The sequence below is a fragment of the Bradyrhizobium sp. LB14.3 genome (genome assembly GCF_040547985.1).
Lineage (GTDB): Bacteria > Pseudomonadota > Alphaproteobacteria > Rhizobiales > Xanthobacteraceae > Bradyrhizobium.
On record NZ_JBEPQT010000015.1, the window covers coordinates 25,576 to 50,717 of the forward strand.

Below are 25,142 nucleotides of genomic sequence, written 5' to 3' on the forward strand. Positions count from 1 at the left end.
TTGAATGTTGCAGTGCGGCCAGCCTGTCACAGGTGCCTGCTGAGCCAGTCCCGCAGCAACGAAGCTGATCGGACCGTTGGGTGCAGAGCCGGCTCTCGAGCCAGCCGAGTTCCTCGCGGGTCGTGCACTTTCCGTCGACACTCAGGTGGCCGCAGGAGCTTCGTTACTGACCATGAAAATCGACACCGTCTCAGTCGACTTTACCGACGACCAGAAACGTTATCTCGAAGGCTTCACGAGCGGTTTGCAGATCAGCCGGGTCGGCCGCGGTCTCGGCGGCGCCGGCAAGGCGAGCCCCAAACCGACCGGCCCCGATGCCGTGCACATCAAGGCGCAGGACAAGGTCATCGCCGCGGGCAAGAAGCTCGCCGACCAGGAGAAGATCAAGCGCGACGAGCATCCCTTCGATGCTTATCCGCGTCTCCGCCAGCAGGCGCTCGACAATACGCCGCCAAGCCCGGCGGACAATTTCCGCTGGCGGTACTACGGCATCTTCTACGTCGCGCCGACGCAGGACTCCTACATGTGCCGTTTGCGGATTCCGAACGGCATCATGAAGCACTGGCAGCTGTCCGGCCTTGCCGATCTCGCCGATGAAACGTGCGGGCCTTACAGCCACGTCACGACGCGCGCCAATCTCCAGCTTCGCGAAATCCCGCCGAAGAACGCCGTGAAGCTGATCGAGGGCGTTCAGGACCTCGGCCTGTGCTCGCGCGGCTCAGGCGCCGACAACATCCGCAATGTGACGGGGACACCGACGGCGGGCATCGATCCGCAGGAGCTGATCGATACGCGGCCTTATGCGCGCGAGTGGCACTACCACATCCTGAACGATCGCTCGCTGTACGGCTTGCCGCGCAAGTTCAACGTCGCCTTCGAGGGTGCCGGCAGGATCGCCGTGCTCGAGGAGACCAACGACATCGCATTCACGGCCTTTGAAGTGAAGGACGGTTTCGGCGTCGAGCCCGGAGTCTGGTTCCGCCTCGGCCTTGGCGGCATCACCGGACATAAGGATTTCGCCAAATATTCCGGCATCGTCGTCAAGCCTGAAGAAGCCACGGCCGTTGCCGACGCCATCGTGCGCATATTCATCGAGCACGGCGACCGCACCAACCGCAACAAGGCGCGGCTGAAATACGTGCTCGATGCCATGGGCCATGATGGCTTTCTCAAGCTCGTCGAGGAGCGGCTGAAGAAGCCGTTTACGCGCGTGCCGGAAGAGGCGTTTCTCCCGCGGCCGGCCGCGGACCGCATGGCGCATATCGGCGTGCACAAGCAGAAGCATGACGGTTTGAACTGGATCGGTGTGTCGCTGACGCTCGGCAAGATCAGCTGCGATCAGATGCGGGGCCTCGCAAAGGTGGCGCAGGACCTCGGCGACGGCGATATTCGCCTGACCGTCTGGCAGAACCTGCTGATTTCTGGGGTGCGCGACGAGAATGTCGAGCTTGCGATTGCGGCGATCAAGCAGATCGGGCTCGCGGTCGAGGCCTCGCACATCCGTGCCGGCCTGATCGCCTGCACCGGCAATGCCGGCTGCCGCTTTGCCGCGGCGAATACCAAGCGCCACGCCGCCGAGATCGGCGACTGGTGCGAGCCGCGCGTCGAGATGGACAAGCCGGTCAACATCCACGTCACCGGCTGCCACCATTCCTGCGCGCAGCATTACATCAGCGACATCGGCCTGATCGGAGCACGCGTGCCGGTGAACGAGGAGGACACGGTCGAGGGCTATCATCTCTTCACCGGCGGCGGGTTTGGCCTCGATGCCGACGTCGGGCAGGAGATCTATCACGACCTCAAGGCCGAAGACGCGCCGAAGATGGTCGAAGGGCTGCTCAAGGCCTATATCGCCCATCGCTCGTCTCCCGACGAAACGTTCCTGTCCTTTGCGCGCCGCCACGACGGCGAGACGCTGCGCAAGCTTGCCGATGCCGAGATGTCTTCATGAACCAGATCAGCCCTCCGCCGAAACTCGACATCATTCCCACGAGCGCTCCGTTCTCCGACGCGCAACGCTCCTGGCTGAACGGCTTCTTCGCCGGGCTTCTGTCGCCCGATGCGGCAGCGCCGCTGTCGGCCGAGCAGGGCGCCGCCGTGTTGCAAGGCGCAGCCGGTGACGGCGACGACGGCGAATCTCCGTGGCACGACCAGACCATGCCGATCGCGGATCGGATGAAACTCGCCGAGGGCCGTCCCGTGCGCCGCAAGATGATGGCGGCGATGGCGCAGCAGGATTGCGGCCAGTGCGGCTACAATTGCCACGACTATTCGGAGGCGATCGCGGGCCGCAGTGAAGCGCGGCTCAACCTTTGCGTCCCCGGCGGCAAGGAAACCGCGCGGATGCTGAAGTCGCTGTACGAAGAGCTGGACAAGACGCCGATGGCCAAGGCGTCCGACAAGCAAGACGCGGTGGCAGCCCCCGCCGTGACCGTGACGATTGCCGAGCCCGGCCGCTCACGCGACAACCCTGTTGCTGCGACCTTCCTGTCTCGTCGTCTTCTCAACAAGGGAAAGTCGGAGAAGGAAACCTATCACGTCGAGTTCGATCTCTCCGAGAGCAAGCTCGACTATACCGTCGGCGACAGCTTTGGCGTGTTTGCGCGCAACGAGGTCGGCCTCGTCGACCAGATCATCGCGTTGCTCGGCGCCTCTCACACCACGAAGGTCAATGGCAAGACGTTGCGCGAGGTGCTGATCGACGACGTCTCGTTGTCGCCGGCGCCCGACACGCTGTTCGAGCTGCTTTCCTTCATCACCGGGGGCGCGCAACGCGAGAAGGCGCGGGCGCTGGCGCAGGGCGAGGATCCCGATGGCGATGCCGCTACGCTCGACGTCATGGCGGCGCTGCAGAAGTTTTCGGGCACGCGTCCGCACCCCGAGGCCTTCGTCGAGGCGCTGGAGCCGCTCCAGCCGCGGCTCTATTCGATCTCCTCGTCGCACAACGCGACACCCGGAAAACTGTCGCTGACGGTGGACTCCGTGCGTTACATCGTCGGCAAACGCAAGCGCATCGGTGTCGCCTCGACCTTCCTCGGCGAGCGCATCGGCGAGGGCGAGAAGCTCAAGGTCTATGTGCAAAAGGCGCACGGCTTCGGCCTGCCGCAGGATCCGAAGACGCCCGTCATCATGATCGGCCCCGGCACCGGCATAGCGCCGTTCCGCGCCTTCCTGTTCGACCGCAAGGCGACCGGTGCGCCCGGCAAGAACTGGCTGTTCTTCGGCCACCAGCGCAGCGATTGCGACTTCTTCTACCAGGAGGAGCTCAACGCGATGAAGACCTCCGGTCTGCTCACGCGCATGTCGCTTGCCTGGTCGCGCGACGGCGAGAAGAAGTTCTACGTGCAGGACCGCATGCGCGAGGTCGGCCGCGAATTGTGGACGTGGCTTGCCGAGGGCGCGCATCTCTACATCTGCGGCGATGCCAAGCGCATGGCCAAGGACGTCGAGCGTGCGCTGGTCGACATCGTCGCCCAGTTCGGAGCACGTTCGACCGACGAAGCCGTCAGTTTTGTCGCCGAGCTCAAGAAGACCGGCCGCTTCCAGGCTGACGTGTATTAAGGCGCGGCAACGAGCACAGGCGGGCCGGTCGGTTCCGACCGCCTCGGACTTTAACGAATAAGATGCTCGGAACCCGCCCGTGAGGAGAATTTGCATCTTCGATTGGGCTTCTTAGGAGAACCCGCATCGCTATTTCCGCGGGTGTCTTGCCCACCACCCGGATTGATCCTTCATAATCCCGCAAATGCGGCGTTGGAGATCGACCATGCGCGAACTATCGGCGGAAGCCAGGCTGCACTTCTACGCGCGCTCGCTCTCGCGGCGGACCGCGGCGAGCATGCATCATGCCGCGATGTACAGCGCCTTCGCCGTCATCGCGGCCATCGTGTTCGGCACGCTCTCGGTACACCCGTTCTGATCACGTCCCGCGCTTGAACGGCGCCACTTCGATTCCCGCATTCTTCAAGGCCTGACGCAGGCCGCGCGCGATGTCGACTGCTCCCGGCGTATCGCCGTGGATGCAGACCGTGTCGGTGCGCATCTTGATGACCTTGCCTGTCACCGAGACCACCGCGCCATCCTGCACCATGCGCACCACGCGGTCGGCGATGGCCTTGGCGTCGTGCAGCACCGCGCCTTGCTTCTTGCGCGAGACGAGGTTGCCGTCGTCCTCATAGGCGCGGTCGGCGAACACCTCGTGCACCATCGGCAGATTGGCGTCTTCGCCGGCCTTCACCAACTTCGAATTGGCGAGCACGACGAAAATCAGGCCGGGATCGACCGCCTTGATGCCGGCTGCGATCGCCTTCGCCGTCATGTCGTCCTCGCAGGCGACGTTGGAGAGCGCGCCGTGCGCCTTCACATGCGTCACCTTGTGGCCGGCGGCCGTCGCGATCGCCTGCAATGCGCCGATCTGGTAGGCGACGAGGTTCTCGATCTCGGAGGCTTTTAGCCCCGCGATCGGATGCCGGCCAAAACCGTGCAGATCGCGATAGCCGGGATGTGCGCCGACCGAGACGCCGCGCGCCTTCGCAAGCTCGACTGTCCGGCGCATGATGTCGGGGTCGCCGGCATGAAACCCGCAGGCGACGTTGACCGAGCTCGCCAGCTCGATCATCGCAGCGTCGTTGCCCATCTCCCACGCGCCAAAACCTTCGCCGAGATCGCAATTGAGATCGATCGTCTTCATGGTGTCCTCCGCCTTTGGTCTTCTTGTGGTTTACGGCTCGGCCGCGACCTGCCAGGTCCCGGCGTCGACGGCACTTACAGCATAACCCGCGACGTTGGCATCGCTGAGCGCCTCGATGTTGAGCGCGACGGTGTCGGCAGAGCGCAGGCGATCGGGCAGGCTGCGGATGGTTTGCGCGAATTTCTTCGCCTCGTCTTGCGCCTCGGCCATGCCGACCGCCTTGAAGCGGAACGCCGTTCCTGCCGAGGTTTGCGCGAGGCGGCCCACATCGGCCGTGATCACGGTTGCGATCTTCGGGTAGCCGCCGGAGGTGCCGCGGTCCATCATCAGCGCGATCGGTGCGCCGTTGCCGGGCACCTGGATGCTGCCGTTGACCGTGCCGTCGGAGACGATGTTGTGGCCGTGCAGATGCTTGATCGCAGGGCCTTCGAGCCGGTAGCCCATGCGATCGGAGGTCGCCGAGATCTTCCACTCGCTGTCGAGGAACAGCGCCTTGTTGGCGTCGTCGAACTCGTCGTCCTGCGGTCCCAGCAGGACGCGGATCGGACCGCTCGATGGCTTCGGCAGTTCGATGCGCAGCTCCGGCGCACCGCTTGCGGCGCTGACAGATAATTCGTCACCGGTCTGGAGCGGGCGCGGGTAGGGGCTGCCGAGGCCGGCGCGGGCGTTGACCGCGAGACTGCCAAATACCGGCTCGCCCTTGATCCCGCCTTCGATCGCCAGATAGGTGAACGCACCGCTGCGAGCAAAACCCAGCGTCAGCGTCTCGCCGTCCTGCAGCGTCACCGATATGTCCATGGCGACCGGACTGCCGGCGATGTCCACATTGCGCGGCGCGCCTGAAATTGCGACCCGCACGGCCCCGTCGCGGGCGGTGAACGAGGCGCCGAACGGGCCGACCTCGATAGCGGCGGCGAACGGTTCGTTGCCGACAAGCGTGTTCGCTGCCGCGAGCGACAGGCGGTCCATCGCTCCGCTGACCGTCAGGCCATAGCGTTGCGCTCCGTGGCGTCCGCCATCCTGGACGGAGCTTGCAGGCCCGATGCTGGCGATCACAAGCCGGCTCATGCGACCACCTGCTCGGCAATGATCTCGCCGGCCTCGGCGGCGCGATCCTGTTCCTCGAACGTCTTATGGTCGATTGCGAAAAACGTCACGCGATCGCCGGGTTCGGTGAGGAAGGTCGGATTGCGGAGGAGCTGATAGGTCCGCACCGGCGTGCGGCCAAGCAGGTGCCAGCCGCTGGGCGCAGCCAGGCACTGGATTCCGGCCTGGATGCCGCCGATCGAGATCGTGCCGGCAGGCGTCAGCAGCCGCGGATTCTGTCGCCGTGACATCTGCAGGGATTTGTCGAGGCCGCTGAGATAGGACCAGCCCGGCGTGAAGCCGATCATGGCAACCTTATAGTCGCCGGCGACGTGGCGGGCGACGATGTCGTCGGGCGTGGTGTTCAGCGCCTTCGCGACATCCTCGAGGTCAATGCCGTGCTCGCCGCCATAGGCGACGGGAATGCGCCAGCGGCGCGCATTGGTGGCCGGCGGCAACGGTTGGCTGGCGAGCGCGAGCAGCTTGTCGCCGAGTGCGTCAAAGCCGATCTTGCCGGGGTCGTAGTGCACCAGCAGCGAGCGATAGGTCGGCACGGACTCGGTGACGCCGTCGATGGGGCTTGCTGCGAGCGCCTTGTCGAGTGCCAGCACGCGCTGGTTGGCGGCGTCGTCGATGGTACGGCTGAATTCAACCGTGACGGCGCTGTCGCCACTGGGCAGAAGGCGGGGCGGGGGAAGCGTCGCGGACATGGGCTGTCGAAATCGGGCTTCTGGAGATACGCGGGCTCGGCCTTGAGTTCCGCTTCTTCCTGCTTCGCGTAAATGCGCCCCCAAGTCCAATAAATTAATGCAGGGGAAGACGATAAAGCCTTGTTATCGCGACGCATAACAGCGCTGCGGCCCTGCATGATTGGTACCTTCTTGGCCCTTGACGGCACGCCCGCACCTCGCAAGATGCGCGCGTTCATTCCCGCCCATCCGGAGCTCGTCTGTTTCCATGTCGCTGTCCCCCGAAGCCCGCAAGACCCTCGCCGGCATCACCACCGCCACCATCACCACGGTCCTGCTGAAGAAAGGCCTACGCAACATCTGGATGCGCGGCGCGCGTCCGCTGCGCCCGGGTCTGCCGCGCCTGGTGGGACCGGCCTTCACGCTGCGCTTCGTGCCGGCGCGCGAGGATCTGGCGACGCCGGAATCCTGGTCGTCGCCGATCTCGACCCGCACCGCGATCGAAGCAATGCCGGAGGGCTGCATCGCCGTGGTCGACGCCATGGGGATCACCGATGCCGGCATCTTCGGCGACATCCTGTGCGCGCGCATGATGAAGCGCGGCGTCACCGCACTCGTCACCGACGGCGTCGTGCGTGACGTCGAGGGCGTGCTCGGCACCAACCTGCCGGTCTGGTGCGACGGTTATGCCGCACCGCCGTCGGTTGCCGGTCTGACCTTCGTCGGCTGGGGCGAGCCGATCGGCTGCGGCGGCGTTGCGGTATTCCCGAACGACATCGTGGTCGCCGACCAGGACGGCTGCGTGCTGATCCCGCAGGCGATGCTCGAACACGTGCTCAATGAGAGTGTCGAGCAGGAGCGGATGGAAGCCTGGATCGTGAACGAGGTGAACAACGGCGCGGTGCTCCCGGGCCTCTATCCCATGAACGCCGAGACCAAGGCGCGCTACGCCGCAAGCAAGAAGTAACAGACAGCAAGCGAGGTTACCCCATGGAGATCACTGTCGCAGGCACGCGGCCGACCCGCCGCGCGCCCAAGGAACACTTCACCGGCACGGTCCTTCAGGACCCCGTGATCATGGCGCCCGCGCCGGCGCGGCTGAACTGCTCGCGCGTGTCGTTCGAGCCGGGCGCGCGCACCAACTGGCATCACCATCCGCTCGGGCAGACGCTGTACGTCATCTCGGGCGTTGGCCGGGTCCAGGCCAAGGGCGGGCCCATCAGGGAAATACGTCCTGGTGACACCGTCTGGATTCCACCGGGCGAGTTGCACTGGCACGGCGCCACGCCGACCAACGGCATGACCCACATCGCCATGCAGGAAGCGCTCGACGGCGTGTTCTCGACCTGGCTGGAGCCGGTGACCGACGCGGAATATGGGGCGGCGGTCGGCTGACTCTCGTGCCCCGGAACAAGACGCATCGCGTACCGCGATGCGTCGCTGCTCGTCCGGGACACGGCACTTTACATCCTTTCCGCCGTCCACGTGCCCGTGCACATGGTGCCGCGCCAGGTGCCGGAGCCTGAGGTGCCGCTGAGCCGGCCAAAGCCGACGGCGCGCTTGATGCCGGTGCTCAAGGTGACATTGATGCGGCCGGCATCCGCGACGCGGCCGGACGCCGTCACTGCGGCGCTGCTCGACGCGATCTGACCATTGTTGATGCCGATCGAGACGGTCGAGCCGTTACCGCAGGTCTCGCTCGACGATGAGATACGGACATTCCATGCGCCGTCGAAAGTGCTGGCGCTTGCCTGCGCGGCCGGCAACGCGATGACGACGATCGTGGCGAAAAGACATTTGCGAAAACCGTTCATGACACGCCCCTGTGGTTGAGCCTGCGGGGATCCTGGCATGGGCGCCGTACCGGCGATGTGAGGGCTGTCACGCGCGCGACGGGCTCTACGACGTCGCGCACGTCGCAATCGATTTGGCGGACAAAAGCAAAGGGGCCCGCGTTGCGGGCCCCTTTGTCTCGGTCAGAGTGTCGTCTCGACGTCAGTTCAGACGCGTCCAGGTCTGGCCGCCGCAGAACATGCCGCCAAAGGCGCAGCCCTGCACGCGCAGCCGATCGGTGCCCTTCAGCGCGATGGTTGAATCGTAGGTCGAGCCGGAGTTCGGATCGAGGACGCGGCCGGACCATTTCTGGTCCTTGTTCTGATCCTTGCCGGGCTTCATGTTGATCAGGACCTGCTCGCCGTTCTGGTTCGATTTCGAATCGACCGAATAGCCGCAGAGATTGTTGCCGCATTGCTCGATCCGGATCTTGCCTTCCTTCTCCTCGGTGAGCCACACGCCGAGCGGTGAATTGAGATCGCGCGTGGGCGCGGCCGCGGGAGCCGGCGGTGCGACTGCAGCCGACTGAACGGGGGCAGGCGCAGGCGCCGGGACGGGAGGCGGAGCCGGAGGCGCGGCTGCGACCGTCGGGGCTGGCGGTGGAGGCGGTGCGGGCGGTACTGCGGCCACCGTTGGGGCAGCGCTCGGGGCCGGCTGAGGCGGCGGCACAAGCGCGTCTTCGGCCGGAGCATTGTTAGCCGTGGTGGCCGGAGGCGCCGGCGGGGCAGGAGGCGCCACGGCCGCGGGAGCCTGGACAGGGGCCTGCTCGATCGCCGGAGGTGCCGCGACGGGTGCGAGGGCCGTCGCCGGATTGGCAGGCGGCTGCGGGTCGGTCTTGGCTTGCTGCGGTGCCTGCGGGTCCGCTTTAGGAGCCCCCTTGGCATCGGCCTTGGTCTTCTTTGCCTTGCCCTGGCCGGTGTTGTCGTAGACGCCGGGAATTTGCACCGTGCCGCGGTCGGGATCGATGCGGATGGTGCGCCCGCCATAGTCGAAGGTGTACTGCGCCTGCGCAGCGGTGCTCGCCAAAAGGAATGCGGCCGTGGCCAACAGCTTCCTCATTTCCGTCTCCTGAAACAGGTGGTCCCCGCACCGACGCTTACGCCCCGGAGCGATCGCAAAAAGTGATCTAGATCACTGTCACCGTATGAGTCGTGCTCCGGCTGTTCCGGGTTCAATAACACCGGAGCCGGTCCAAAGTTTGGCCGGGGCAAGCGACAGGAGGACGCGCCCTAGTCGAACCAGGCGGCGTAGATCTTCTTGTAGCTGCCGTCCTCTATGGCGATGTGCAGCCATTGGTCGACAAACGCCTTCAGCGCCATGTCGCGCTGGAGCCAATAGGCCTTCTCGGAGAAATCGAACGGCTTTTCGGGATGCACCGCGCAGAGCACGCCAGAATGCTGCTTCTGCTGGTAGCGCGTCTCGGAGGCGTCCGTCATCATCAGGTCGGCATTGCCCTTGGCGATCTCATCGAAGATCACGGTATTGTCGGGGAAGACGGTGATGTCGGCGTCCTTGATGTTGGCACGCGCGAAGCGCTCGTTGGTGCCGCCGGGATTGACGATCACACGGGTGCCCTTTTTGTCGATGTCGGTGATGCTCTGGTATTTGCCGACATCGGCACAGCGCGCGATCGGCGTCTTGCCCTCGCGCATGATGGCCGTGGAGAAAAAGCCCTTCTTCTGCCGGTCGAGCGTGACCGAGATGCCGCCCATGGCGATGTCGAACTGATCGGCCTCGAAATCCTTCATCAGCTTTGGCCAGGCCGTCGGCACGAATTCAACCTTGACGCCGAGCGCCTTGCCGAGCGCCTCGGCCATATCGACGTCGAAGCCGCTGAACTGCTGCGTTGTCTTGTCGAGATAGGTGAAGGGCTTGTAATCGCCGGTCATACCGACGCGCAAAGTGCCGCGCTTGACGATCTCGTCGAGGCGGGAGGGCGCCGCCTGCTGTGCGTGGGCCGAAATGTTGGCCAGCAGGACCACGGCCAAAGCCGCCAAAATTCGAATGGTCATTCGAACGATCATCTCTTTTCCACCCATGCCCGAGCTGTCATTGTGCAGCTCTTGAGGCTTGGATTTAGACCAGATGCCCGTCGCTGGCGAGGCGGAATTGAAGGGAATTTTGAAGTGACGATCTCGATGTATGACGCCTCGGTCGGCATCTTCGTGCCTTACCTGCGCAACCTGTCCGCACTGCTCGACAAGGGCGTTGCCTATGCCGAAGCCCGGAAGTTCAATCCGGCGGTCCTGCTCGGCATGCGCATGGCGCCCAACATGTACGATCTGGCGCAGCAGATCGGCGAGGCCTGCCGCCATGCCACGGTCGCTTCGGCCTTGCTGGCCGAGCGCGAGCCGGTGACGCTGCCGGTGCTGGAGCACGACATGGCCGGTCTTCAGGCTCGCATTGCGACGTCAATCGAGTTCATCGAAAGCCTGCCGCGCGCGGAGATCGACGCCGCGGCGGAACGGAATGTCTTCTTCAGGCTGAAAAACGGGACCGAGCTGCCGTTCACCGGACGGACGCTGCTACTGACCTTCAGCGTCCCGCAGTTCTTCTTTCACGTGACGACGACCTACGACCTCTTGCGGCACGCAGGTGTCGAGCTCGTAAAGAAGGATTATCTCGGACGACGATAAGCCTAGGCTTCGCCCTTGCGCTCGTAGTCGGCGAGCGAGCTGCGGCCGGCGATCTCGCTGCGCAGCTCTTCGAAGCGCCGATGTGCCTCGTCCTCGTGCGCGTCGACGAAATGCACGGCAGCCTCGCTGGTCATCGGGCCGCTGATCACGGGCACGGACTGCTCGCCGATGGTCTCGTGGACGTAGAACTGGCTGTCGTCGCCGCGATGGACCGTCCATTTCAGACGGATCGCCACCATCGGCCCCGGACCGACCTTGCTGTAGCCGTCGGCATCGGTGTGCTCCGGCACCAGCGGCTGCTCCTCGACCACCGGATGCTCATCGACCATCGGGTGCTCGTCGGCGACCACATGCTCACCAGCAACCACCATTTCTGTTACGGTCACGGTCTCGGTCTCGCGCACGACGAGGACGGGCTCGGGGTGCTCCAAAATGCTGGCGATGGTCGCCAGCGTGTGGTCGGTCGGGTCGATCTCTGACAAGGGTTCATCCTCCAGCTCGACGCGGCCGGCAAGTCTGTCCCACTGCCGCCGCGGCCGGAGCTATTACGCGGGTTTGATTAAGGCTGAGTGAGGGCTCGATCTGCACCAAAATGGGACGCATTCTGGCGTTCCGAAGGCGGACGGGTTGGCCGCCCGCCCCGGAGGTCGGCTCAGCCCAGGACGTCCTGGTTGATGATGTTCTGCCAGATGGGATCGCCGTCCAGCACACTCAGAATATTGCGCGCGGTCTGCTCGCTCATGCGACTCACCGCCTCGACCGTGACACCGGCGACATGCGGGGCCATGATCACGTTAGGCAGCGCAAACAGCGCATTGCTCACCGGCGGCGGTTCGACCTCGAACACGTCGATGCCGGCGCCGGCGATCTTGCCCGAGACCAGGGCGTCGTACAGCGCGGCTTCCTTCACGATGCCGCCACGTGCGGTGTTGATGAGATAGGATTTCGGCTTCATCCGGCCGATCCGCGCCGCGTCGAACAGGCCGACGGTTTCCGGCGTCTTCGGGCAGTGGATGGTGACGAAATCGGCGTGAGGCAGCGCCGCGTCGAGATCGGCGACGGGCTCGCAGCCGGCCGCTTTGATATCTGCAGCAGGTTTGTAGGGATCGTAGACCTGCACGTTCATGTCCATCGCCAGGCAGCGCTTGGCGGTGCGGGTGCCGATCCGGCCGAAGCCGATGACGAGGACGGTCTTGCCGTAGAGATCGAACGGCAACATGCCGAGCCGGTCGGCCCATTTGCCGTCCTTGACGCAGGCGTGCATCTCCTGCGCGCGTTTTGCCAGCGTCAGCATCATGAACAACGCCTGCTCTGCGACCGAGGGCGAGTTCGCGCTGCCCGCGACCATCAGCGGCACCTTGCGGCGGGAGAGGGCGGGGACGTCGACGGCATCGTAGCCAACGCCGATCCGCGTCACCACTTTCATATCCTTCGACGCTTCGAGTTCGGTCTCGCCGAAGGCGGTGGCACCAAGCGCCACGCCATGGACCGGCGCATGGTTCTTCAGCAAGGCCTCGAAGTCCTTGGCGGAGATCAGGTTCGGAAACTCGATGAGTTCGATGTCATCTCGCTGGGAGAGGAGGGCGCGCGCACCTTGCGACAAAGTTTGTGTAACGAAAATCTTCTTTTTGTTGGTCGCCATTGCTCCCCGCCTGCTCGCGTTTCCAAAACCGGCGTCACAACACGACGCCGGTCTCTTCGTTTAGCAGGTGCATATTGTTGAGGTCCATCGCCAAACGCATGGGAGCCCCGTCCGCAGCGCCGGCATTGGGATCGACACGGCCGCAGACCGGCGTGCCCTCGAGCCCGAAATAGACCAGGGTCTCCATGCCCATCGGCTCGGTGACGTCGAGCACGGTGTCGAAGGTTTCGACACCCGGCCCCAGATGCGCGTGCGACTCGGTGAGATGCTCGGGCCGGATGCCGAGCAGGAGCTTGTCGGTGCGCGGCAGTGCGTTGTAGCGCGTGGCGCGGGCCGGCGGCAGCGCGAAGGCGATGCGGTCGGTCAGGCGGATCTGGAGTGTGCCGCCGGCGTCCTCCAGCCGGCACGGGAGGAAGTTCATCGCGGGCGAGCCGATGAAGCCCGCGACGAAGCGCGTCGCCGGCTTGTGGTAGAGCTCGTTCGGCGTGCCGATCTGCTCGATGCGGCCCTTGTTCATCACCACCACGCGATCGGCCAGCGTCATCGCCTCGACCTGGTCGTGGGTGACGTAGACCGTGGTGGTTCGTACCTTCTGGTGCACCTTCTTGATCTCGATCCGCATCTGCACGCGCAGCTTGGCATCGAGATTGGACAGCGGCTCGTCGAACAGGAAGACCTTTGGATTACGCACGATGGCCCGCCCCATGGCGACGCGCTGGCGCTGGCCGCCGGAGAGCTGCTTCGGTTTGCGGTCGATCAGGTCGGTGATGTCGAGGAGGCGGGCGGCTTCCGTCACCCGCGCCTTGATCTCGGCCTTGGGATAGTGCTTCAGGCGCAGCCCGAACGACATGTTCTCCGCGACAGTCATGTGCGGGTAGAGCGCGTAGTTCTGGAACACCATCGCAATGTCGCGGTCCTTCGGCGGCACGTCGTTGACGACGTCGCCGCCGATCATGATGTCGCCGTCGGTGATGTCCTCCAGGCCTGCGATCATGCGCAGCGTCGTCGACTTGCCGCAGCCGGAGGGGCCGACGAGCACGATGAACTCATGGTCGGAGATGTCGAGATCGATGCCGCGCACGGCTTCGACGTCGTCGTAACGCTTGATCACCTTGCGCAGGGAAACGTCGGCCATTGCAGTTCAACCCCTCGTTCTCAACCCTTCGTCGCGCCGGCGGTCAGGCCGGCAATGTAATAGTCCATCAGGAAGGCGTAGATGACCAGCGGCGGGGCTGCGCCAAGCAGCGCGCCGGTCATGATCTGTCCCCAGTTGAAGACGTCGCCCTTGATCAGTGTGGTGGTGATACCGACCGGCAGCACGAGCTGGTCGATGGATGTCGTGAACACCAGGGGATAGAGGAACTGCGCCCAGGACACGGTGAAGGCGAAGATGGTCGCGGCGATCAGGCCGGGCAGGGCTACCGGGATGAAAATCCGCGTCAGGGTCTGGAGCCAGGAGGCGCCGTCGATGAGGGCAGCCTCGTCCAACTCCTTCGGGATCGAGGCGAAATAACCGATCATGATCCAGGTGCAGAACGGCACGGTCAGGGTCGGATAGATGAACACAAGCACGTACCAGCGGTTGAGCAGAGTGATGCCGGTGAAGTCCTGGACCACCGCGAGCATCTTGAACAAGGGAATGAACAGGAGGCTGTCCGGGATCAAATAGGTGAGAAAGACGCCGGTCGCGAGCGTCGCCGAGCCCCAGAATTTCATCCGCGCCAATGCAAACGCGGCCGGAATGCTGATCAGCATCGTCACGATCACGACCACGATCGAGATCATCGACGAATTCCAGAAGAACCGCAGAAACTGGTTCGAAGTCAGCAGCTCGACATAGTTCGACAGAGTCGGGTGAAATACCCACCACGGATTGGTGGCGGCCGAGATCTCCGCGCTGCTCTTGAGCGAGGTGATCAGCATATAGACCGGCGGGATCAGGAAGAAGATCGCAAACAGCACCAGGAAGAAGTAGGACCAGCGCAGCGCCCAGGTGCGGTCGCGGCTCATGCTTCGCAGCTTGACCTTACGCGTCGGTCCGGTCTTGTCGATCGCGAGCGTGCTCATCAGGCTTCGTTCCCACGTTTGTTGACATCGCGCAGGATGAAGACCGCTGCGACGGCGAGGATCGGCACCATGAACAGCGAGACGCAGGCGCCGAGCGGAATGTCGCTGCTCTGGATGCCGACCTGGAACGCCCAGGTAGCGAACAGATGCGTCCGGTCCAGCGGACCGCCGGAGGTGAGGATACGTACGATGTCGAAATTGGCGAAAGTGACGATCAGCGAGAACAGCGTGGTGATGGCGATGATGTTGCGCATCATCGGCAAGGTGATGTGCCAGATCTTCTGCCACCAATTGGCGCCGTCGATCGCTGCGGCTTCGTAGAGCTGGTCAGGTACGGATTTCAGCGCGGCCAGGTACATGATCAGGAAGAACGGTGCGCCATACCAGACGTTGACGAGGATGACGGAGAAACGCGCCCAGAAGGTGTCACCGAGCCACGGGATCGGACCGATGCCGAAGAACGAGAGGGTATAGTTGAAGGCGCTGTAGGAGGGGTCGAACAGCCACAGCCATGCCAGCGTGCTCATCGCCGGCGGGATCACCCAGGGCACCAGCAGCATGCCGCGCCATTTACGTTGCTTCCTGCCGGGAATGTTGTGGACGAAATGCGCGACGATGAAGCCGATCAGCGCCTTGAAGACCACGGCGGTAATCGCAAAAATGCAAGACTGTCTCACCACCATCCAGAACGTCTCGCGTTTGAACAGGAAGGTGAAATTGCTGAGGCCGACGAACTTCGTCATCGCCTTGTTCAGCGTCGCCAGGTAGACCGAATAGAAGGCGGGATAGAGCACGAGCAGGGCGATCAGGAGGATCAGCGGCAGCGTCAGGAAGAACGCTACGGTCGATTTCCGTCCCATCGCATTGCGCAGGCTCGCGCGTTTGCGCGGCCTCGCAGCACGAGCGAGACGGCCTTGCTCAACGACGACATCGGCCATGACCTTAGCCTCTTTGCAGGACATGTAGCAGGACATGTTGAATGGCGAAGCCGGCGTAGCCGTCGGCTTCATTCGGCAAGCGGATCGAGCGAGGAGTGCCCCGGCGGCTCACGCGCGAAGCGTGAACCGCCATGGCACATACCCGTCTCAGGTCCGCATGAAGCCCTCGCACTCACCCTCCGCCCAGGCGAGCGCCGTTTCCAACTTCTCTCCTTGCGCAAAGCGCAGCGCCATTTTGGTCAGCGTTGCCTGGAAGTAGATCTGCTGGGCGATCTTCGGCGGCGCTGGAGACGCGGCGATCGACATCGTCTGCTGCTTGTAGGGATCCGGATAGTGGAACAGCGTGCCCTTCGGCGGCCCTTCCTCGGCCCAGGTCTTGAACTTCGTCATGTTCGCGTAGGCGGGGAGATCGTACCCGCCGCTTGCCGCGACGAACTTCTCGATCGCCGCTGGCGAGGACAGGTGAACGAGCAAGCTCTTGGCCGCTTCCTTGTTCTTGCCAAAGGCCCAGACGCCCCAGAAGTAGGGCAGGAAGGGCGCAAAACGTCCCTTCGGACCGGACGGGAAGCCGTGCGTCCAGCACTGTTCGGCGACTTGCGGCGCGTCGCGCTTGGCGACCGCCCAGGCACTCGGCGGATTCAGGATCATCGCCCCGCGGCCCGAGATCAGCCATTTGTTGTTGGACGCATCATCCCAAGACGGTGCGTCGGTGGGCAGGACGGCGATCAGCTTCTTGTAGAATTCGAGCGCCTGCCGCACCGCGTCGGTCTTGACGGTGATATCGCCCTTGGCGTTGACCAACTCGGCGCCGAATGACTGGAAGATGGCGCCGGCGGTGTCGACGCTATCGGTTGTCTCGCCGAGACCGATGCCGAAGGGGAAGCCGGCCTTGTGGCAGGCCTCGGCCGCCTTCAGGAAGGTCTCCATGGTCCAGTTGTCCGCCTTTGGCGGACTGCCGGCCGGATACATCTCCTGCACGTCGATGCCGGCGTGCTTCTTCATCAGATCTATGCGGGAGCAGGGGCCCTTGATCTGGCTTCCCGGTGTCGCAGGCACTGCCAGCCATTTGCCGCCCGACTGTCCGAGATATTTGACGGTGCCGTTCACCTCGCCGTTCTGCTTGATGAGCGGCTCCATGACGTCGTTGAGCGGCTCGAGATTCTCCGAATAGGCGTGTGGCCACCAGCTCGGCATCTGGAGAATGTCGTGACCGGACTTGGCCTGGGCTTCGGCCGCCGCGGTCAACTCGATCTTCTTGTTGTTGCTGGTGATGTAGTCGATCGAGACTTCGACCTTCTCCTTCTCGCCCCATTCCTTGACGAGGGCGGTGGAGGCATCGTTGGCGCCGGGCACCCAGTGGTCCCAGAAGCCGATCGAGAGCTTGCCGGCGGCGTAAGCGCCTCGGACATAGGGCGCGGTGATCAGCGCCGCAGAGGACATTGCAGTGGCAGCCACAAATTGACGTCGCGTCAGTGTCTTGCGTGACATCTCGTTTCCTCGCTTGGGTGTTTTATTGTTCTGGTGTTTCCTCTGAACTCTTCCGAGTTTTGCTTTTGATTTTCTTGTTGGGAGTTTCTTGTTGATCGTTCTTGCAGATTGGTAGCGCGATCAGATCATGATTGATCGCGTCTGTCGAGAAAACCGGACGGCTTGCGCCTAGAACTAACGTTGTGCCCCGGGAAGGTGGGATTGCCTTCGGTGTCGCGCGCCGGCCATGAACCGCGGTCGGTCGTTTTGCGACGCACACTTTGCGCCGCCCCGCCGCAGCGACATGTGCGCAATTACGCCGCAGTTTCCAACGAGCCTGCATAAGCGCCTCGCGCCAAACACTTTTCGGGCGTGGATAGCATTTGTCGGCGCCTAGACCTCGAAGCGGTGAAAACGATAGAGTTGCAACTGGCGGGTGGCTTCCACCCCGACAGGCCAATCAGATCGACCATGGAGACCAGAATGAAAAACCCGGCGCCGCCCGCGCGGCTTTACCTGCGACGATGGTTCGCGCTGGGGGCCGTTTTCGTGTTGCTGCTCGGCGCAGCCGCGGTCGCGAATGCACAAGGCCTAGTCAAAGGCGTTCAGGATGGGGCCGCGGCCGGCAACAAGGCAGCGGGCCCCGTCGGGGGCGTGCTGGGCGGTGCGATCGGCGGCGTGGTCGGCGTCTTCACCGGCGTGCTCGGCGTCAACAACAATAACGGCAATCAGGCGCCGCCGGCCGCCAAGGATTCTAGCAAGGACTCTAAGCAGCCCGGCGCCGGCAAGGACAAGGATGCCAAGAGCGGCAAGGCGGGCAAGGGCGCCAAGGCGAGCAAGGAAGCCAAGAATGCGCCGCAGGACAATAAGGACGTCCCCGTCCTCACCCAGACCGGCGCGCCGCAACAGACCGCCGAGCAAATCGTTGCCAACAGTGATTCCTATATCGAGCGGATCAAGACGGAACTGAACCTGACGCCCGATCAGGAGAAGCACTGGTTCGGCTTCTCGAGCGCCATGCACTACCTGGGGCACAATGGTGCGGAGCGGCTCAACCTGCGGGTTACCCGGGCCAAGCGGGATCCGCCGGACGACATCATCGAGCAGATGCGCAACGAGTCGCAGTTCCTGATCGATCGCGCTGCCGACCAGCGCAACGTCGCCGACGCTGCCGAGCCACTCTACTCGAGCCTCGATGACAAGCAGAAGCAGGTCTTCATACAGGAGATGGTGCACCTTAGCCACGAACGAGGATTGGATTGATCAAGTTGAATCGGATCGGGCGCGCCTGAATTAACGGCGCCCGCCACGAATTCGTGAATCCTCTCCGCAATTCGGTTATGCTTAGCTTCGTAAGCTGATTGCGGGGTTTAAATGGCGGACGCACTCTCCGTTTTCCTGGTCGAAGACGAGGCGTTGATCCGGATGATGATGGCGGACATGGTGGAGGAACTCGGCCATCACGTCGTCGCGGAAGCCGACAATGTCCGGGACGCCAGCGCTTTCGCCATGACCGCGCAGTACGATCTGGCAATTCTCGACATTAACCTCAAGGGCGTCTACGTCGATCCCGTGGCCGACCTGATCGAGCGCCGCGGGAAGCCGTTTCTGTTTGCCACGGGCTACGGGCCGGAGCTGCTGCCGTCCTTGCTCCGGCGTCGGCCGATCCTGCGCAAGCCGATTGGGATCGATCAGCTCAAGGCGATGATCGATTCAATGTTTCCGGAAGCGGGGGCGAAGACGCCGCACTGAGTGACGGCGAAAATGACCGCCCGTCAGGGGCGGCCATTTTGCGACGGAATTCGTCGCGGTCTCACATCAGGCCGGCGCCAAGATCGATGCCGCGCGCCATCAGGCCGAACGAGGCGACGAGGCCTGTGCAGCAGAACAGCAAGATGGTCGTGAAAGAAGAATCGGTCAAACGCGTTTCGATGGTGGCCGGCATCGCGGCGATCGAAATCATGCTCATGTTCATTCCCCCCTTTGTTGCCCCTGAATTGCATCAGGTGAGGGAAGCCTTAGAGCAAAAAGTTTGACGCGAGCTTTCGATGCATCGTTAACGGAATCGCAATCGGTCCCGTGTTTGCGCGCGCCATAACGAGATCACGCCTCAGTGGCGCCCGTTCTTCAGCACCGTGGCGATAGTGTGGGCTGTCATGGCCGCGCGGTCGGAAGCCCGCTGGGCGGCAAGGCGATCCCGCGCCTTTTCCTCGATCAAAAGCTCGATCAGGGCCAGCCGCTTGCCGTCGTCGTCCGCCTCGATCAGCAGGCGGTGATAGCGGTGATAGTCGAAACCAAAATCCTGCTTACGCATGTCACGCCCCCGCAACTACGCCACACACAACGCCGAATTGTTTCTGATCCGAAACATGCACGCAAGCACCATCCCGCATGGAACCGCGCGTTCGGTGCAATGAGCTGTGAATTACTGGAACTCGTATGAGATCTTAAGGCTGGTTGTGCTCGGCAAACATCTTCAGGCCGACGAAACTCGCGTCAGGCTTCGTGACCAGCCTGGTCGGGATGTTGCGTAGATAGTCCTGGAAGCGCCCCTTGGCTTCGAAGCGCGCCCGGAACGCGGAAGCTGCAAGGAAATCCGGAAAACGCGGCACGATTCCGCCGGCGATATAGACACCGCCACGGGCGCCGAAGGTCACTGCGAGATTGCCGGCGACTGAGCCGAGAATGGCGCAAAACATCCCCAGGGTCGCGCGGCTGAGTTCGCAACTGCCTTCCAGGGCCGCCTTGGTAATGGCGGCAGCATCGCGATGCGGCACCTGAGCGCCTTCAACTTCGGACAGCGCTTCGTAGAGGCTTTGCAGGCCGGAGCCGGACAGTGCGCCGCGCTCGATGGAGACATGGCCGAGGCGTCGGCGCATGGACGCGATCACGCGTTCCTCGTGCTCGTTCTCCGCCGGCAGGGTCGCGTGGCCAGCTTCGGTGACGACGGCCAGCCGTGCGCCATGGCGCTCGACCAGGCAGGAGACGCCAAAGCCGGTTCCAGGTCCGACCACCAGCAACGGCTCTCCGGGAAGGCCATCCTGTCCGCCGAGCGGGATCAGGTCGGCGGGCTGCAGGGCAGGCAGGGACCAGGCCACCACCTCGAAATCGTTGAGAACGTGAACGCTGCCGAAGCCAAGGGCCGGCTGGAGCTCGTTGCCGTCGATGACCCACGGGCTGTTGGTCATGACGCAGCGATTGTTGGTCACCGGACCCGCCACGGCCAGCACGGCCCTTTGCGGCGGTTCGCCGCCGGACCGGCGCCCGAGGACATCGACAATGGCTTCCCTGACGGTCGGGAAGTCTGCCACCTTCACATAGTCGATCGGTCCGGTCTGATTGCCCTGACTGAGCGCGAAGCGCGCATTGGTGCCGCCGATATCGGCGAGAAGAATCGGTCCTGTCTTGCCGATGGTCATGTGCATATGGCTGCCGCGGCCTTGCCGGCTGCGGGAACCTCTTCCTCCGTTCTATCGGATCGCAAGATGCGAACGGCTTTCAGAATCCGTCCTCGGGTGGATCTAGTCAACACGCACGAGGCCAAACCGTTGCATCCCTTGGGACTGATGGCGGCCATTCGCGCAGATCGCCGCACCTTGCGGTGGTTGCCGGGAAGATCGACATTGGAGGAGCGTTCGGCGCCGGTCGCGCGGGACGGCTTGAAATGGACCTTGCGATGAAGATTTCCGACCGCGACGTGCTGCTGGTGATCGACGTGCAGAACGATTTCTGCACCGGCGGGGCGCTCGCCGTTCCCAGCGGCGAGAAGGTGGTGCCCGCCATCAATCGAATCGCCCAAAAATTCGCCAATGTGGTGCTGACCCAGGACTGGCATCCCCGGGATCATGTCTCCTTTGCCTCGAACCATGCGGGCAAACAGCCGTTCCAGACCATCGCGCTTGACTACGGCGCCCAGGTGCTGTGGCCGAGCCATTGCGTGCAGGGCACCGCGGGCGCCGAATTTCATCGCGATCTCGACGTCACCCGCGCGAGTCTGGTGGTGCGGAAGGGGTTTCGGCGCGGCATCGATTCCTATTCGGCGCTGTTCGAGAACGACAAGAAAACACCGACCGGCCTGCTCGGATATTTGCGCGAACGCGAGTTGAACACCGTCTTCGTCGCCGGCCTCGCGCTCGACTTCTGCGTCCGCTTTTCGGCGGAGGATGCCCGCGAGGCGGGGTTCGATGTCGCCGTCATCGAGGATGCCTGCTGTGGCATCGATCTCGACGGCTCGATGGGCGCGACCCATCAGAGTTTTCGGGAGCGCGGCATTCCGGTCATCGGCCTCGAGGCATTCCTGTGAGAACGGTGACGTAGCCATGGCGGAGAAGACCGGCAAACAGCTGCGCGCACCGGGACAGGTCCCGGGTGACCCGGTGCTGTGGCCGTTCGCAGCGGCTCAGCTCGCCATGAACGCCTGGTTCGGATGGCTTGAGCGCGATCCGCCGGAGCAGGCCGACAGCAGCCTGCCATGGACCACGGCCAACTCCGTTGCTCTGGAGCTCGCGACCATGCGCTTGCGCGATTGCACGCGAACGGGGTCCGGCCAGCCGGCACTGGTCTGCGCGCCCTATGCGCTGCATCGAGCCCTGATCGCCGACTTCGCACCCGGCCACAGCGTGGTGCAGTCCCTGCAAAATGGCGGCATCGACCGGATCTATCTCGCCGACTGGCGGTCAGCCACGCCCGAGATGCGCTATCTCTCGATCGACAGCTATCTCGGCGATCTCAACGTCGCCATCGACGAGATCGGCGCGCCGGTCGATCTCGTCGGCCTGTGCCAGGGCGGCTGGCTGTCGCTGCTCTATGCGGCGCGCTTTCCCGCCAAGGTGCGGCGGCTGGTCCTGGTCGGCGCGCCGGTCGACCTCTCGATCGAGTCCAGGCTGTCGCAGCTCGCCCGCGACGCTCCCGAAATGCTCTATGACCAGCTCGTCGCATTGGGCGGCGGTAATGTCAGCGGCGAGGAGATGCTGCGTGTCTGGTCCAAGGCGCCGAGCCGCGACGACATCGCCGCGGCGTTGCAGGTGGACCTTGCGGCTGAAGGGAGCGCAACGCTGCTCGCGCGGTTCGAGCGCTGGAACGCCGAGACGCTCAATCTGCCCGGCGCTTATTATCTCGAGATCGTCAACTGGATTTTCCGGGAGAACCGGATCGCGAACGGCCAATTCGCGGCACTCGGCCGCGTGATTGATCTGAAGCACGTCAAGGCGCCGGTCTTCCTGCTGGCCGGGCTCGATGACGACGTCGTGCCGGCCGCGCAGGCGCTCGCCACCGCCGGTTTGCTCGGCACGCCACCGGCCTTCATTGCGGCGGTCTCCGAGCCCAGCAACCATCTCGGCCTGTTCATGGGCGCGCGAACCCACGCCCATGCATGGCCCGGGATCGCCGAGTGGCTGCGCGGCGATCTGTCCAACGTGCTGGCCCGTAGCGCCTGATCCGGCCAAGGGGCGTGCCGGCGCAGCTGCAAATCCGTTATGCATGACGGTGGATGGCCTGCACGAAGTCACGTCGATGGGTTAAATAGAGCCGGAGCAGGCGGCGTCCGGACGACGCCTCTCGATGCCGGAAGACATCAAAGGTGCTGAGCTCGATGAGTTTCCACTCGATCTATGCCCACGGATTTGCGCGCGTGGCGGCCTGCGTCACCACCTCGCATGTGGCGGATCCTTCGGCCAACGCAAAGGCCATCATGGCGGCCGCGCAGGACTGCCACGAGCAGTCGGTGGCGGTTGCCGTGTTTCCCGAGCTGTGCCTGTCCGGCTATGCGATCGAGGATCTGGTCATGCAGGATCCGCTGCTCGATGCGGTCGAGCGCGGACTTGCCGCGATCGTCGAAGCCTCCTCGGCGCTAATGACCGCGCTGATCGTCGGCGCGCCGCTGCGCCATGGTCATCGCATCTACAATTGCGCCGTCGTCGTTCATCGCGGCAACGTGCTTGGCGTCGTACCCAAGACTTACCTGCCGACCTATCGCGAGTTTTACGAGGGGCGGCATTTCGCCTCCGGCGCCGGCATCGTCGGCGAGACGATCGCGTTTGGCGGGCTGCATGCCCCGTTCGGCGTCGATCTCCTGTTCGCGGCCGAGGACGTCCCGGGCCTGACGATCGGTGTCGAGATCTGCGAGGACATGTGGATCCCGGTGACGCCGGCCTCCGAGCTCGCGCTTGCTGGCGCAAGCGTTCTTATCAATCTCTCCGGCAGTCCGATCACGATTGGCCGTGCCCGTTCGCGCGCGTTGCTGTGCCAATCCACCTCGACGCGCTGCCTCGCGGCCTACGTTTATTCCGCCGCGGGGGCAGGGGAATCGACCACGGATCTCGCCTGGGACGGCCAGACCTCGATCTACGAGAACGGCGTGCTGCTGGCTGAGGGCGAGCGGTTCCGCCAGGGCGGCCAGATCACGCTGGCCGACGTCGATCTCGACCTGCTCAGGCAGGAGCGCGCCTCGATGGGGACGTTCGACGACAATCGCCGCCAGCGCGAAGGTTTCTACCGAAGGATCACCTTTGCCCTGAAGCCGCCGGCCGCCGACATCGGCTTCCTGCGCAAGATCGAGCGCTTTCCGTTCGTGCCGAGCGACGAGAGCCTGCTCGAGCAGGACTGCTATGAGGCCTATAACATTCAGGTCGCGGGCCTCGTCCAGCGCATGCGCGCCACCGGCACCAAGCGCGTCGTCATCGGCGTATCGGGCGGGCTCGATTCCACCCATGCGCTGATCGTCGCCGCCAAGGCCGTCGATCTCCTTGGCCTGCCGCGCGAGAACATCCTCGCCTACACCATGCCGGGTTTTGCCACGGGCAGCGAGAGCAAGACCAATGCGCTGGCGCTGATGAAGGCGTTGCAGACGAGTTGGCAGGAACTCGACATCCGCACCACGGCGACGCAGATGCTGAAGGACATCGGCCATCCCTTCGGCAAGGGCGAGAAGGTCTACGACATCACCTTCGAGAACGTGCAGGCGGGCCTGCGTACGGACTACCTGTTCCGGCTCGCCAACCATCACGGCGGCATCGTGATCGGCACCGGCGATCTCTCGGAGCTCGCACTGGGCTGGTGCACCTACGGCGTCGGCGACCAGATGGCGCATTATAACGTCAACGCCGGGGTGCCGAAGACGCTGATCCAGCACCTGATCCGCTGGGTGATCGCCTCAAAACAGTTCAGCGATGACGTCAACCGGACGCTTGCCTCGATCCTGTCGGGCGAGATCTCGCCCGAGCTGGTTCCGGTCCAGCCCGGCGAGAAGGCACAGAGCACGGAAGCCTCCGTCGGTCCCTACGAGCTCCAGGATTTCAACCTGTTCTACACGCTGCGCTTTGGCATGCGGCCGTCCAAGATCGCCTTCATGGCGCTGCAGGCATGGAAGGACGTCGCTGAGGGCGAATGGCCGCCGGCATTTCCGACCGATAAGCGCAAGGCCTATGATCTCAAGGAGATCCGCCGCTGGCTGGAGGTGTTCCTGCGCCGCTTCTTTGCCTTCAGCCAGTTCAAGCGATCGGCGATGCCGAACGGGCCGAAGGTCTCGGCAGGCGGCTCGTTGTCGCCGCGCGGCGACTGGCGCGCGCCGTCGGATTCCAGCGCGGCGGCGTGGCTTGAAGATCTCGAACGGAATGTGCCGAACTGATCGGTAAGGGCTGATCGTGCAGCTGCCCAAAACGAAATCGCGCCGCGCGGCTCATGAGGCCGGCGGCGCGAAATCGCGTTCAATCCAGAAAGTCCCGAGGTCCGGAGTGCCTAGGAGTCCGGACCTCGTAACCTTGCCCCAGCCCTTGATCCCCCGCCCCATGCGGTCCCCCAACCCCATGTAGCGCGATCAGAGGGTGATGCCCTTGTAAGGCCGCCGATCGATGTCACGCGATGTACGGGACATCTGAATAGGACTCCATTCCGGATCACTACGGAGACGAACGTGTTCTGCCGTGAACACTCGCGCTTCATCGCCGTGCGGCCTTGCGGTGGGCAAGAATAGACCGCGCCGGGAGCAGGGGAGGCCTGCGAAAGGCCGATCCGGCCCTGTCAGGCCCAAGTTACCGTTGCGCCGGCCCATTCCGTGCGCTATCCGGCCGGAAAGGCCTGAGGCGGCTTCCATTTTTC

General features: G+C 63.9%; 26 protein-coding genes. 11 read left to right on the forward strand and 15 right to left on the reverse strand.

All coding sequences use genetic code 11. The features are described from left to right. The first annotated feature begins 172 nt into the window (after positions 1–172). The 3 genes from ABIB00_RS24560 to ABIB00_RS24570 all read left to right on the forward strand — a co-directional run bounded on the left by ABIB00_RS24560 (position 173) and on the right by ABIB00_RS24570 (position 3,919). The gene (locus tag ABIB00_RS24560; protein WP_354106145.1) at positions 173–1,951 is read left to right on the forward strand and encodes a NirA family protein; all 1,779 of its coding nucleotides are present in this window, start codon (positions 173–175) and stop codon (positions 1,949–1,951) included. Continuing rightward, positions 1,948–3,561 carry a sulfite reductase subunit alpha gene (locus ABIB00_RS24565; RefSeq protein WP_354106146.1) on the forward strand — a complete coding sequence of 538 codons (1,614 nt, stop codon included), beginning with the start codon at positions 1,948–1,950 and terminating at the stop codon, positions 3,559–3,561. The genes ABIB00_RS24560 and ABIB00_RS24565 overlap by 4 nt, the downstream gene beginning before the upstream one ends. A 205-nt stretch (positions 3,562–3,766) precedes the next feature. Next, positions 3,767–3,919: a hypothetical protein gene (locus ABIB00_RS24570; protein ID WP_247346884.1), complete on the forward strand. Its 153-nt coding sequence runs from the start codon at positions 3,767–3,769 to the stop codon at positions 3,917–3,919. On the opposite strand, the gene ABIB00_RS24575 is transcribed toward ABIB00_RS24570, so the two are convergent. Genes ABIB00_RS24575 through pxpB form a run of 3 tightly spaced genes read right to left on the reverse strand, consistent with a single transcriptional unit; the run spans position 3,920 to position 6,486 of the window. Beyond that, positions 3,920–4,690 carry a LamB/YcsF family protein gene (locus tag ABIB00_RS24575; protein ID WP_354106147.1) on the reverse strand — a complete coding sequence of 257 codons (771 nt, stop codon included), beginning with the start codon at positions 4,688–4,690 and terminating at the stop codon, positions 3,920–3,922. Between the two features lie 30 nt (positions 4,691–4,720). Beyond that, a complete protein-coding gene (locus ABIB00_RS24580) occupies positions 4,721–5,758 on the reverse strand; it encodes a 5-oxoprolinase subunit C family protein (RefSeq protein ID WP_354106148.1) in 1,038 nt (345 codons plus the stop codon). After that, a complete protein-coding gene (pxpB, locus tag ABIB00_RS24585) occupies positions 5,755–6,486 on the reverse strand; it encodes a 5-oxoprolinase subunit PxpB (protein ID WP_354106149.1) in 732 nt (243 codons plus the stop codon). The genes ABIB00_RS24580 and pxpB overlap by 4 nt, the downstream gene beginning before the upstream one ends. A gap of 247 nt (positions 6,487–6,733) precedes the next feature. Here pxpB and ABIB00_RS24590 point away from each other — a divergent pair, with 247 nt between their 5' ends. Together ABIB00_RS24590 and ABIB00_RS24595 are read left to right on the forward strand one after the other, a co-directional pair. After that, positions 6,734–7,432 (forward strand): ribonuclease activity regulator RraA, encoded by a 699-nt coding sequence (locus tag ABIB00_RS24590; RefSeq protein ID WP_247346892.1) that lies wholly within the window; start codon positions 6,734–6,736, stop codon positions 7,430–7,432. 23 nt (positions 7,433–7,455) lie between these two features. Next, positions 7,456–7,860 (forward strand): (R)-mandelonitrile lyase, encoded by a 405-nt coding sequence (locus tag ABIB00_RS24595; RefSeq protein WP_279667380.1) that lies wholly within the window; start codon positions 7,456–7,458, stop codon positions 7,858–7,860. A gap of 68 nt (positions 7,861–7,928) precedes the next feature. Here ABIB00_RS24595 and ABIB00_RS24600 read toward each other — a convergent pair whose 3' ends face one another. The 3 genes from ABIB00_RS24600 to ABIB00_RS24610 all read right to left on the reverse strand — a co-directional run bounded on the left by ABIB00_RS24600 (position 7,929) and on the right by ABIB00_RS24610 (position 10,310). Next, positions 7,929–8,279, reverse strand: a complete 351-nt coding sequence (locus ABIB00_RS24600) for a hypothetical protein (protein WP_354106150.1) — start codon at positions 8,277–8,279, stop codon at positions 7,929–7,931. Between the two features lie 181 nt (positions 8,280–8,460). After that, entirely contained in the window at positions 8,461–9,357 is an 897-nt protein-coding gene (locus ABIB00_RS24605) for a DUF2147 domain-containing protein (protein ID WP_354106151.1), read from the reverse strand. Between the two features lie 170 nt (positions 9,358–9,527). Continuing rightward, on the reverse strand, positions 9,528–10,310 hold the full coding sequence (locus tag ABIB00_RS24610; protein WP_354106152.1) for a transporter substrate-binding domain-containing protein: 783 nt from the start codon (positions 10,308–10,310) through the stop codon (positions 9,528–9,530). 126 nt (positions 10,311–10,436) lie between these two features. Here ABIB00_RS24610 and ABIB00_RS24615 point away from each other — a divergent pair, with 126 nt between their 5' ends. Then, the gene (locus ABIB00_RS24615; protein ID WP_354106242.1) at positions 10,437–10,934 is read left to right on the forward strand and encodes a DUF1993 domain-containing protein; all 498 of its coding nucleotides are present in this window, start codon (positions 10,437–10,439) and stop codon (positions 10,932–10,934) included. Between the two features lie 2 nt (positions 10,935–10,936). Here the strand turns inward: ABIB00_RS24615 and ABIB00_RS24620 are convergent, their stop codons facing one another. From ABIB00_RS24620 to ABIB00_RS24645, 6 genes are all read right to left on the reverse strand, one after another. Continuing rightward, the gene (locus ABIB00_RS24620; protein ID WP_354106153.1) at positions 10,937–11,416 is read right to left on the reverse strand and encodes a hypothetical protein; all 480 of its coding nucleotides are present in this window, start codon (positions 11,414–11,416) and stop codon (positions 10,937–10,939) included. 170 nt (positions 11,417–11,586) lie between these two features. Beyond that, complete coding sequence (locus ABIB00_RS24625; protein WP_354106154.1) at positions 11,587–12,576, reverse strand: hydroxyacid dehydrogenase; 990 nt, start codon at positions 12,574–12,576, stop codon at positions 11,587–11,589. A 34-nt stretch (positions 12,577–12,610) separates the two neighbouring features. Continuing rightward, on the reverse strand, positions 12,611–13,711 hold the full coding sequence (locus ABIB00_RS24630) for an ABC transporter ATP-binding protein (RefSeq protein WP_247444367.1): 1,101 nt from the start codon (positions 13,709–13,711) through the stop codon (positions 12,611–12,613). A gap of 20 nt (positions 13,712–13,731) precedes the next feature. Continuing rightward, the gene (locus ABIB00_RS24635; RefSeq protein ID WP_247346911.1) at positions 13,732–14,643 is read right to left on the reverse strand and encodes a carbohydrate ABC transporter permease; all 912 of its coding nucleotides are present in this window, start codon (positions 14,641–14,643) and stop codon (positions 13,732–13,734) included. Continuing rightward, complete coding sequence (locus tag ABIB00_RS24640; RefSeq protein ID WP_354106155.1) at positions 14,643–15,581, reverse strand: carbohydrate ABC transporter permease; 939 nt, start codon at positions 15,579–15,581, stop codon at positions 14,643–14,645. Before ABIB00_RS24640 ends, ABIB00_RS24635 begins: the two co-directional genes overlap by 1 nt. Positions 15,582–15,728: 147 nt before the next feature. Continuing rightward, positions 15,729–17,069, reverse strand: a complete 1,341-nt coding sequence (locus ABIB00_RS24645; protein ID WP_247346913.1) for an ABC transporter substrate-binding protein — start codon at positions 17,067–17,069, stop codon at positions 15,729–15,731. A gap of 462 nt (positions 17,070–17,531) precedes the next feature. Between ABIB00_RS24645 and ABIB00_RS24650 the strand changes: the two genes are divergently transcribed. After that, positions 17,532–18,311, forward strand: coding sequence for a Spy/CpxP family protein refolding chaperone (locus tag ABIB00_RS24650; protein WP_354106156.1), 780 nt, complete (start codon positions 17,532–17,534; stop codon positions 18,309–18,311). A 111-nt stretch (positions 18,312–18,422) separates the two neighbouring features. Then, a complete protein-coding gene (locus ABIB00_RS24655; protein ID WP_354106157.1) occupies positions 18,423–18,800 on the forward strand; it encodes a response regulator in 378 nt (125 codons plus the stop codon). A gap of 61 nt (positions 18,801–18,861) precedes the next feature. Here ABIB00_RS24655 and ABIB00_RS24660 read toward each other — a convergent pair whose 3' ends face one another. From ABIB00_RS24660 to glk, 3 genes are all read right to left on the reverse strand, one after another. Continuing rightward, positions 18,862–19,017, reverse strand: a complete 156-nt coding sequence (locus ABIB00_RS24660; RefSeq protein ID WP_247346923.1) for a hypothetical protein — start codon at positions 19,015–19,017, stop codon at positions 18,862–18,864. 141 nt (positions 19,018–19,158) lie between these two features. Next, entirely contained in the window at positions 19,159–19,362 is a 204-nt protein-coding gene (locus ABIB00_RS24665) for a hypothetical protein (protein ID WP_247346925.1), read from the reverse strand. 133 nt (positions 19,363–19,495) lie between these two features. Then, entirely contained in the window at positions 19,496–20,467 is a 972-nt protein-coding gene (gene glk, locus ABIB00_RS24670; protein WP_354106158.1) for a glucokinase, read from the reverse strand. A 245-nt stretch (positions 20,468–20,712) separates the two neighbouring features. On the opposite strand from glk, the gene pncA reads away from it, so the two are divergent. From pncA to ABIB00_RS24685, 3 genes are all read left to right on the forward strand, one after another. Then, on the forward strand, positions 20,713–21,351 hold the full coding sequence (pncA, locus tag ABIB00_RS24675; protein ID WP_354106159.1) for a bifunctional nicotinamidase/pyrazinamidase: 639 nt from the start codon (positions 20,713–20,715) through the stop codon (positions 21,349–21,351). Positions 21,352–21,367: 16 nt separating this feature from the next. Further along, the gene (locus ABIB00_RS24680; RefSeq protein ID WP_354106160.1) at positions 21,368–22,483 is read left to right on the forward strand and encodes an alpha/beta fold hydrolase; all 1,116 of its coding nucleotides are present in this window, start codon (positions 21,368–21,370) and stop codon (positions 22,481–22,483) included. Positions 22,484–22,638: 155 nt separating this feature from the next. Next, positions 22,639–24,672, forward strand: a complete 2,034-nt coding sequence (locus ABIB00_RS24685; RefSeq protein ID WP_247444389.1) for an NAD(+) synthase — start codon at positions 22,639–22,641, stop codon at positions 24,670–24,672. Positions 24,673–25,142: the final 470 nt, after the last annotated feature.

Excerpts from the sequence above, each read along its gene's own strand:
- ABIB00_RS24575 (WP_354106147.1), bottom strand. The coding sequence starts at position 4,690 with ATGAAGACGATCGATCTCAATTGCGATCTCGGCGAAGGTTTTGGCGCG.
- ABIB00_RS24635 (WP_247346911.1), bottom strand. The coding sequence starts at position 14,643 with ATGAGCACGCTCGCGATCGACAAGACCGGACCGACGCGTAAGGTCAAG.
- ABIB00_RS24560 (WP_354106145.1), top strand. The coding sequence starts at position 173 with ATGAAAATCGACACCGTCTCAGTCGACTTTACCGACGACCAGAAACGT.
- pxpB (WP_354106149.1), bottom strand. The coding sequence starts at position 6,486 with ATGTCCGCGACGCTTCCCCCGCCCCGCCTTCTGCCCAGTGGCGACAGC.
- ABIB00_RS24580 (WP_354106148.1), bottom strand. The coding sequence starts at position 5,758 with ATGAGCCGGCTTGTGATCGCCAGCATCGGGCCTGCAAGCTCCGTCCAG.
- ABIB00_RS24625 (WP_354106154.1), bottom strand. The coding sequence starts at position 12,576 with ATGGCGACCAACAAAAAGAAGATTTTCGTTACACAAACTTTGTCGCAA.
- ABIB00_RS24610 (WP_354106152.1), bottom strand. The coding sequence starts at position 10,310 with ATGACCATTCGAATTTTGGCGGCTTTGGCCGTGGTCCTGCTGGCCAAC.
- ABIB00_RS24685 (WP_247444389.1), top strand. The coding sequence starts at position 22,639 with ATGAGTTTCCACTCGATCTATGCCCACGGATTTGCGCGCGTGGCGGCC.
- ABIB00_RS24655 (WP_354106157.1), top strand. The coding sequence starts at position 18,423 with ATGGCGGACGCACTCTCCGTTTTCCTGGTCGAAGACGAGGCGTTGATC.
- ABIB00_RS24590 (WP_247346892.1), top strand. The coding sequence starts at position 6,734 with ATGTCGCTGTCCCCCGAAGCCCGCAAGACCCTCGCCGGCATCACCACC.
- ABIB00_RS24565 (WP_354106146.1), top strand. The coding sequence starts at position 1,948 with ATGAACCAGATCAGCCCTCCGCCGAAACTCGACATCATTCCCACGAGC.
- ABIB00_RS24645 (WP_247346913.1), bottom strand. The coding sequence starts at position 17,069 with ATGTCACGCAAGACACTGACGCGACGTCAATTTGTGGCTGCCACTGCA.
- ABIB00_RS24660 (WP_247346923.1), bottom strand. The coding sequence starts at position 19,017 with ATGAGCATGATTTCGATCGCCGCGATGCCGGCCACCATCGAAACGCGT.
- ABIB00_RS24570 (WP_247346884.1), top strand. The coding sequence starts at position 3,767 with ATGCGCGAACTATCGGCGGAAGCCAGGCTGCACTTCTACGCGCGCTCG.
- ABIB00_RS24665 (WP_247346925.1), bottom strand. The coding sequence starts at position 19,362 with ATGCGTAAGCAGGATTTTGGTTTCGACTATCACCGCTATCACCGCCTG.
- ABIB00_RS24650 (WP_354106156.1), top strand. The coding sequence starts at position 17,532 with ATGAAAAACCCGGCGCCGCCCGCGCGGCTTTACCTGCGACGATGGTTC.
- pncA (WP_354106159.1), top strand. The coding sequence starts at position 20,713 with ATGGACCTTGCGATGAAGATTTCCGACCGCGACGTGCTGCTGGTGATC.
- ABIB00_RS24680 (WP_354106160.1), top strand. The coding sequence starts at position 21,368 with ATGGCGGAGAAGACCGGCAAACAGCTGCGCGCACCGGGACAGGTCCCG.
- ABIB00_RS24640 (WP_354106155.1), bottom strand. The coding sequence starts at position 15,581 with ATGGCCGATGTCGTCGTTGAGCAAGGCCGTCTCGCTCGTGCTGCGAGG.
- ABIB00_RS24595 (WP_279667380.1), top strand. The coding sequence starts at position 7,456 with ATGGAGATCACTGTCGCAGGCACGCGGCCGACCCGCCGCGCGCCCAAG.
- ABIB00_RS24600 (WP_354106150.1), bottom strand. The coding sequence starts at position 8,279 with ATGAACGGTTTTCGCAAATGTCTTTTCGCCACGATCGTCGTCATCGCG.
- ABIB00_RS24630 (WP_247444367.1), bottom strand. The coding sequence starts at position 13,711 with ATGGCCGACGTTTCCCTGCGCAAGGTGATCAAGCGTTACGACGACGTC.
- ABIB00_RS24605 (WP_354106151.1), bottom strand. The coding sequence starts at position 9,357 with ATGAGGAAGCTGTTGGCCACGGCCGCATTCCTTTTGGCGAGCACCGCT.
- glk (WP_354106158.1), bottom strand. The coding sequence starts at position 20,467 with ATGACCATCGGCAAGACAGGACCGATTCTTCTCGCCGATATCGGCGGC.
- ABIB00_RS24615 (WP_354106242.1), top strand. The coding sequence starts at position 10,437 with ATGTATGACGCCTCGGTCGGCATCTTCGTGCCTTACCTGCGCAACCTG.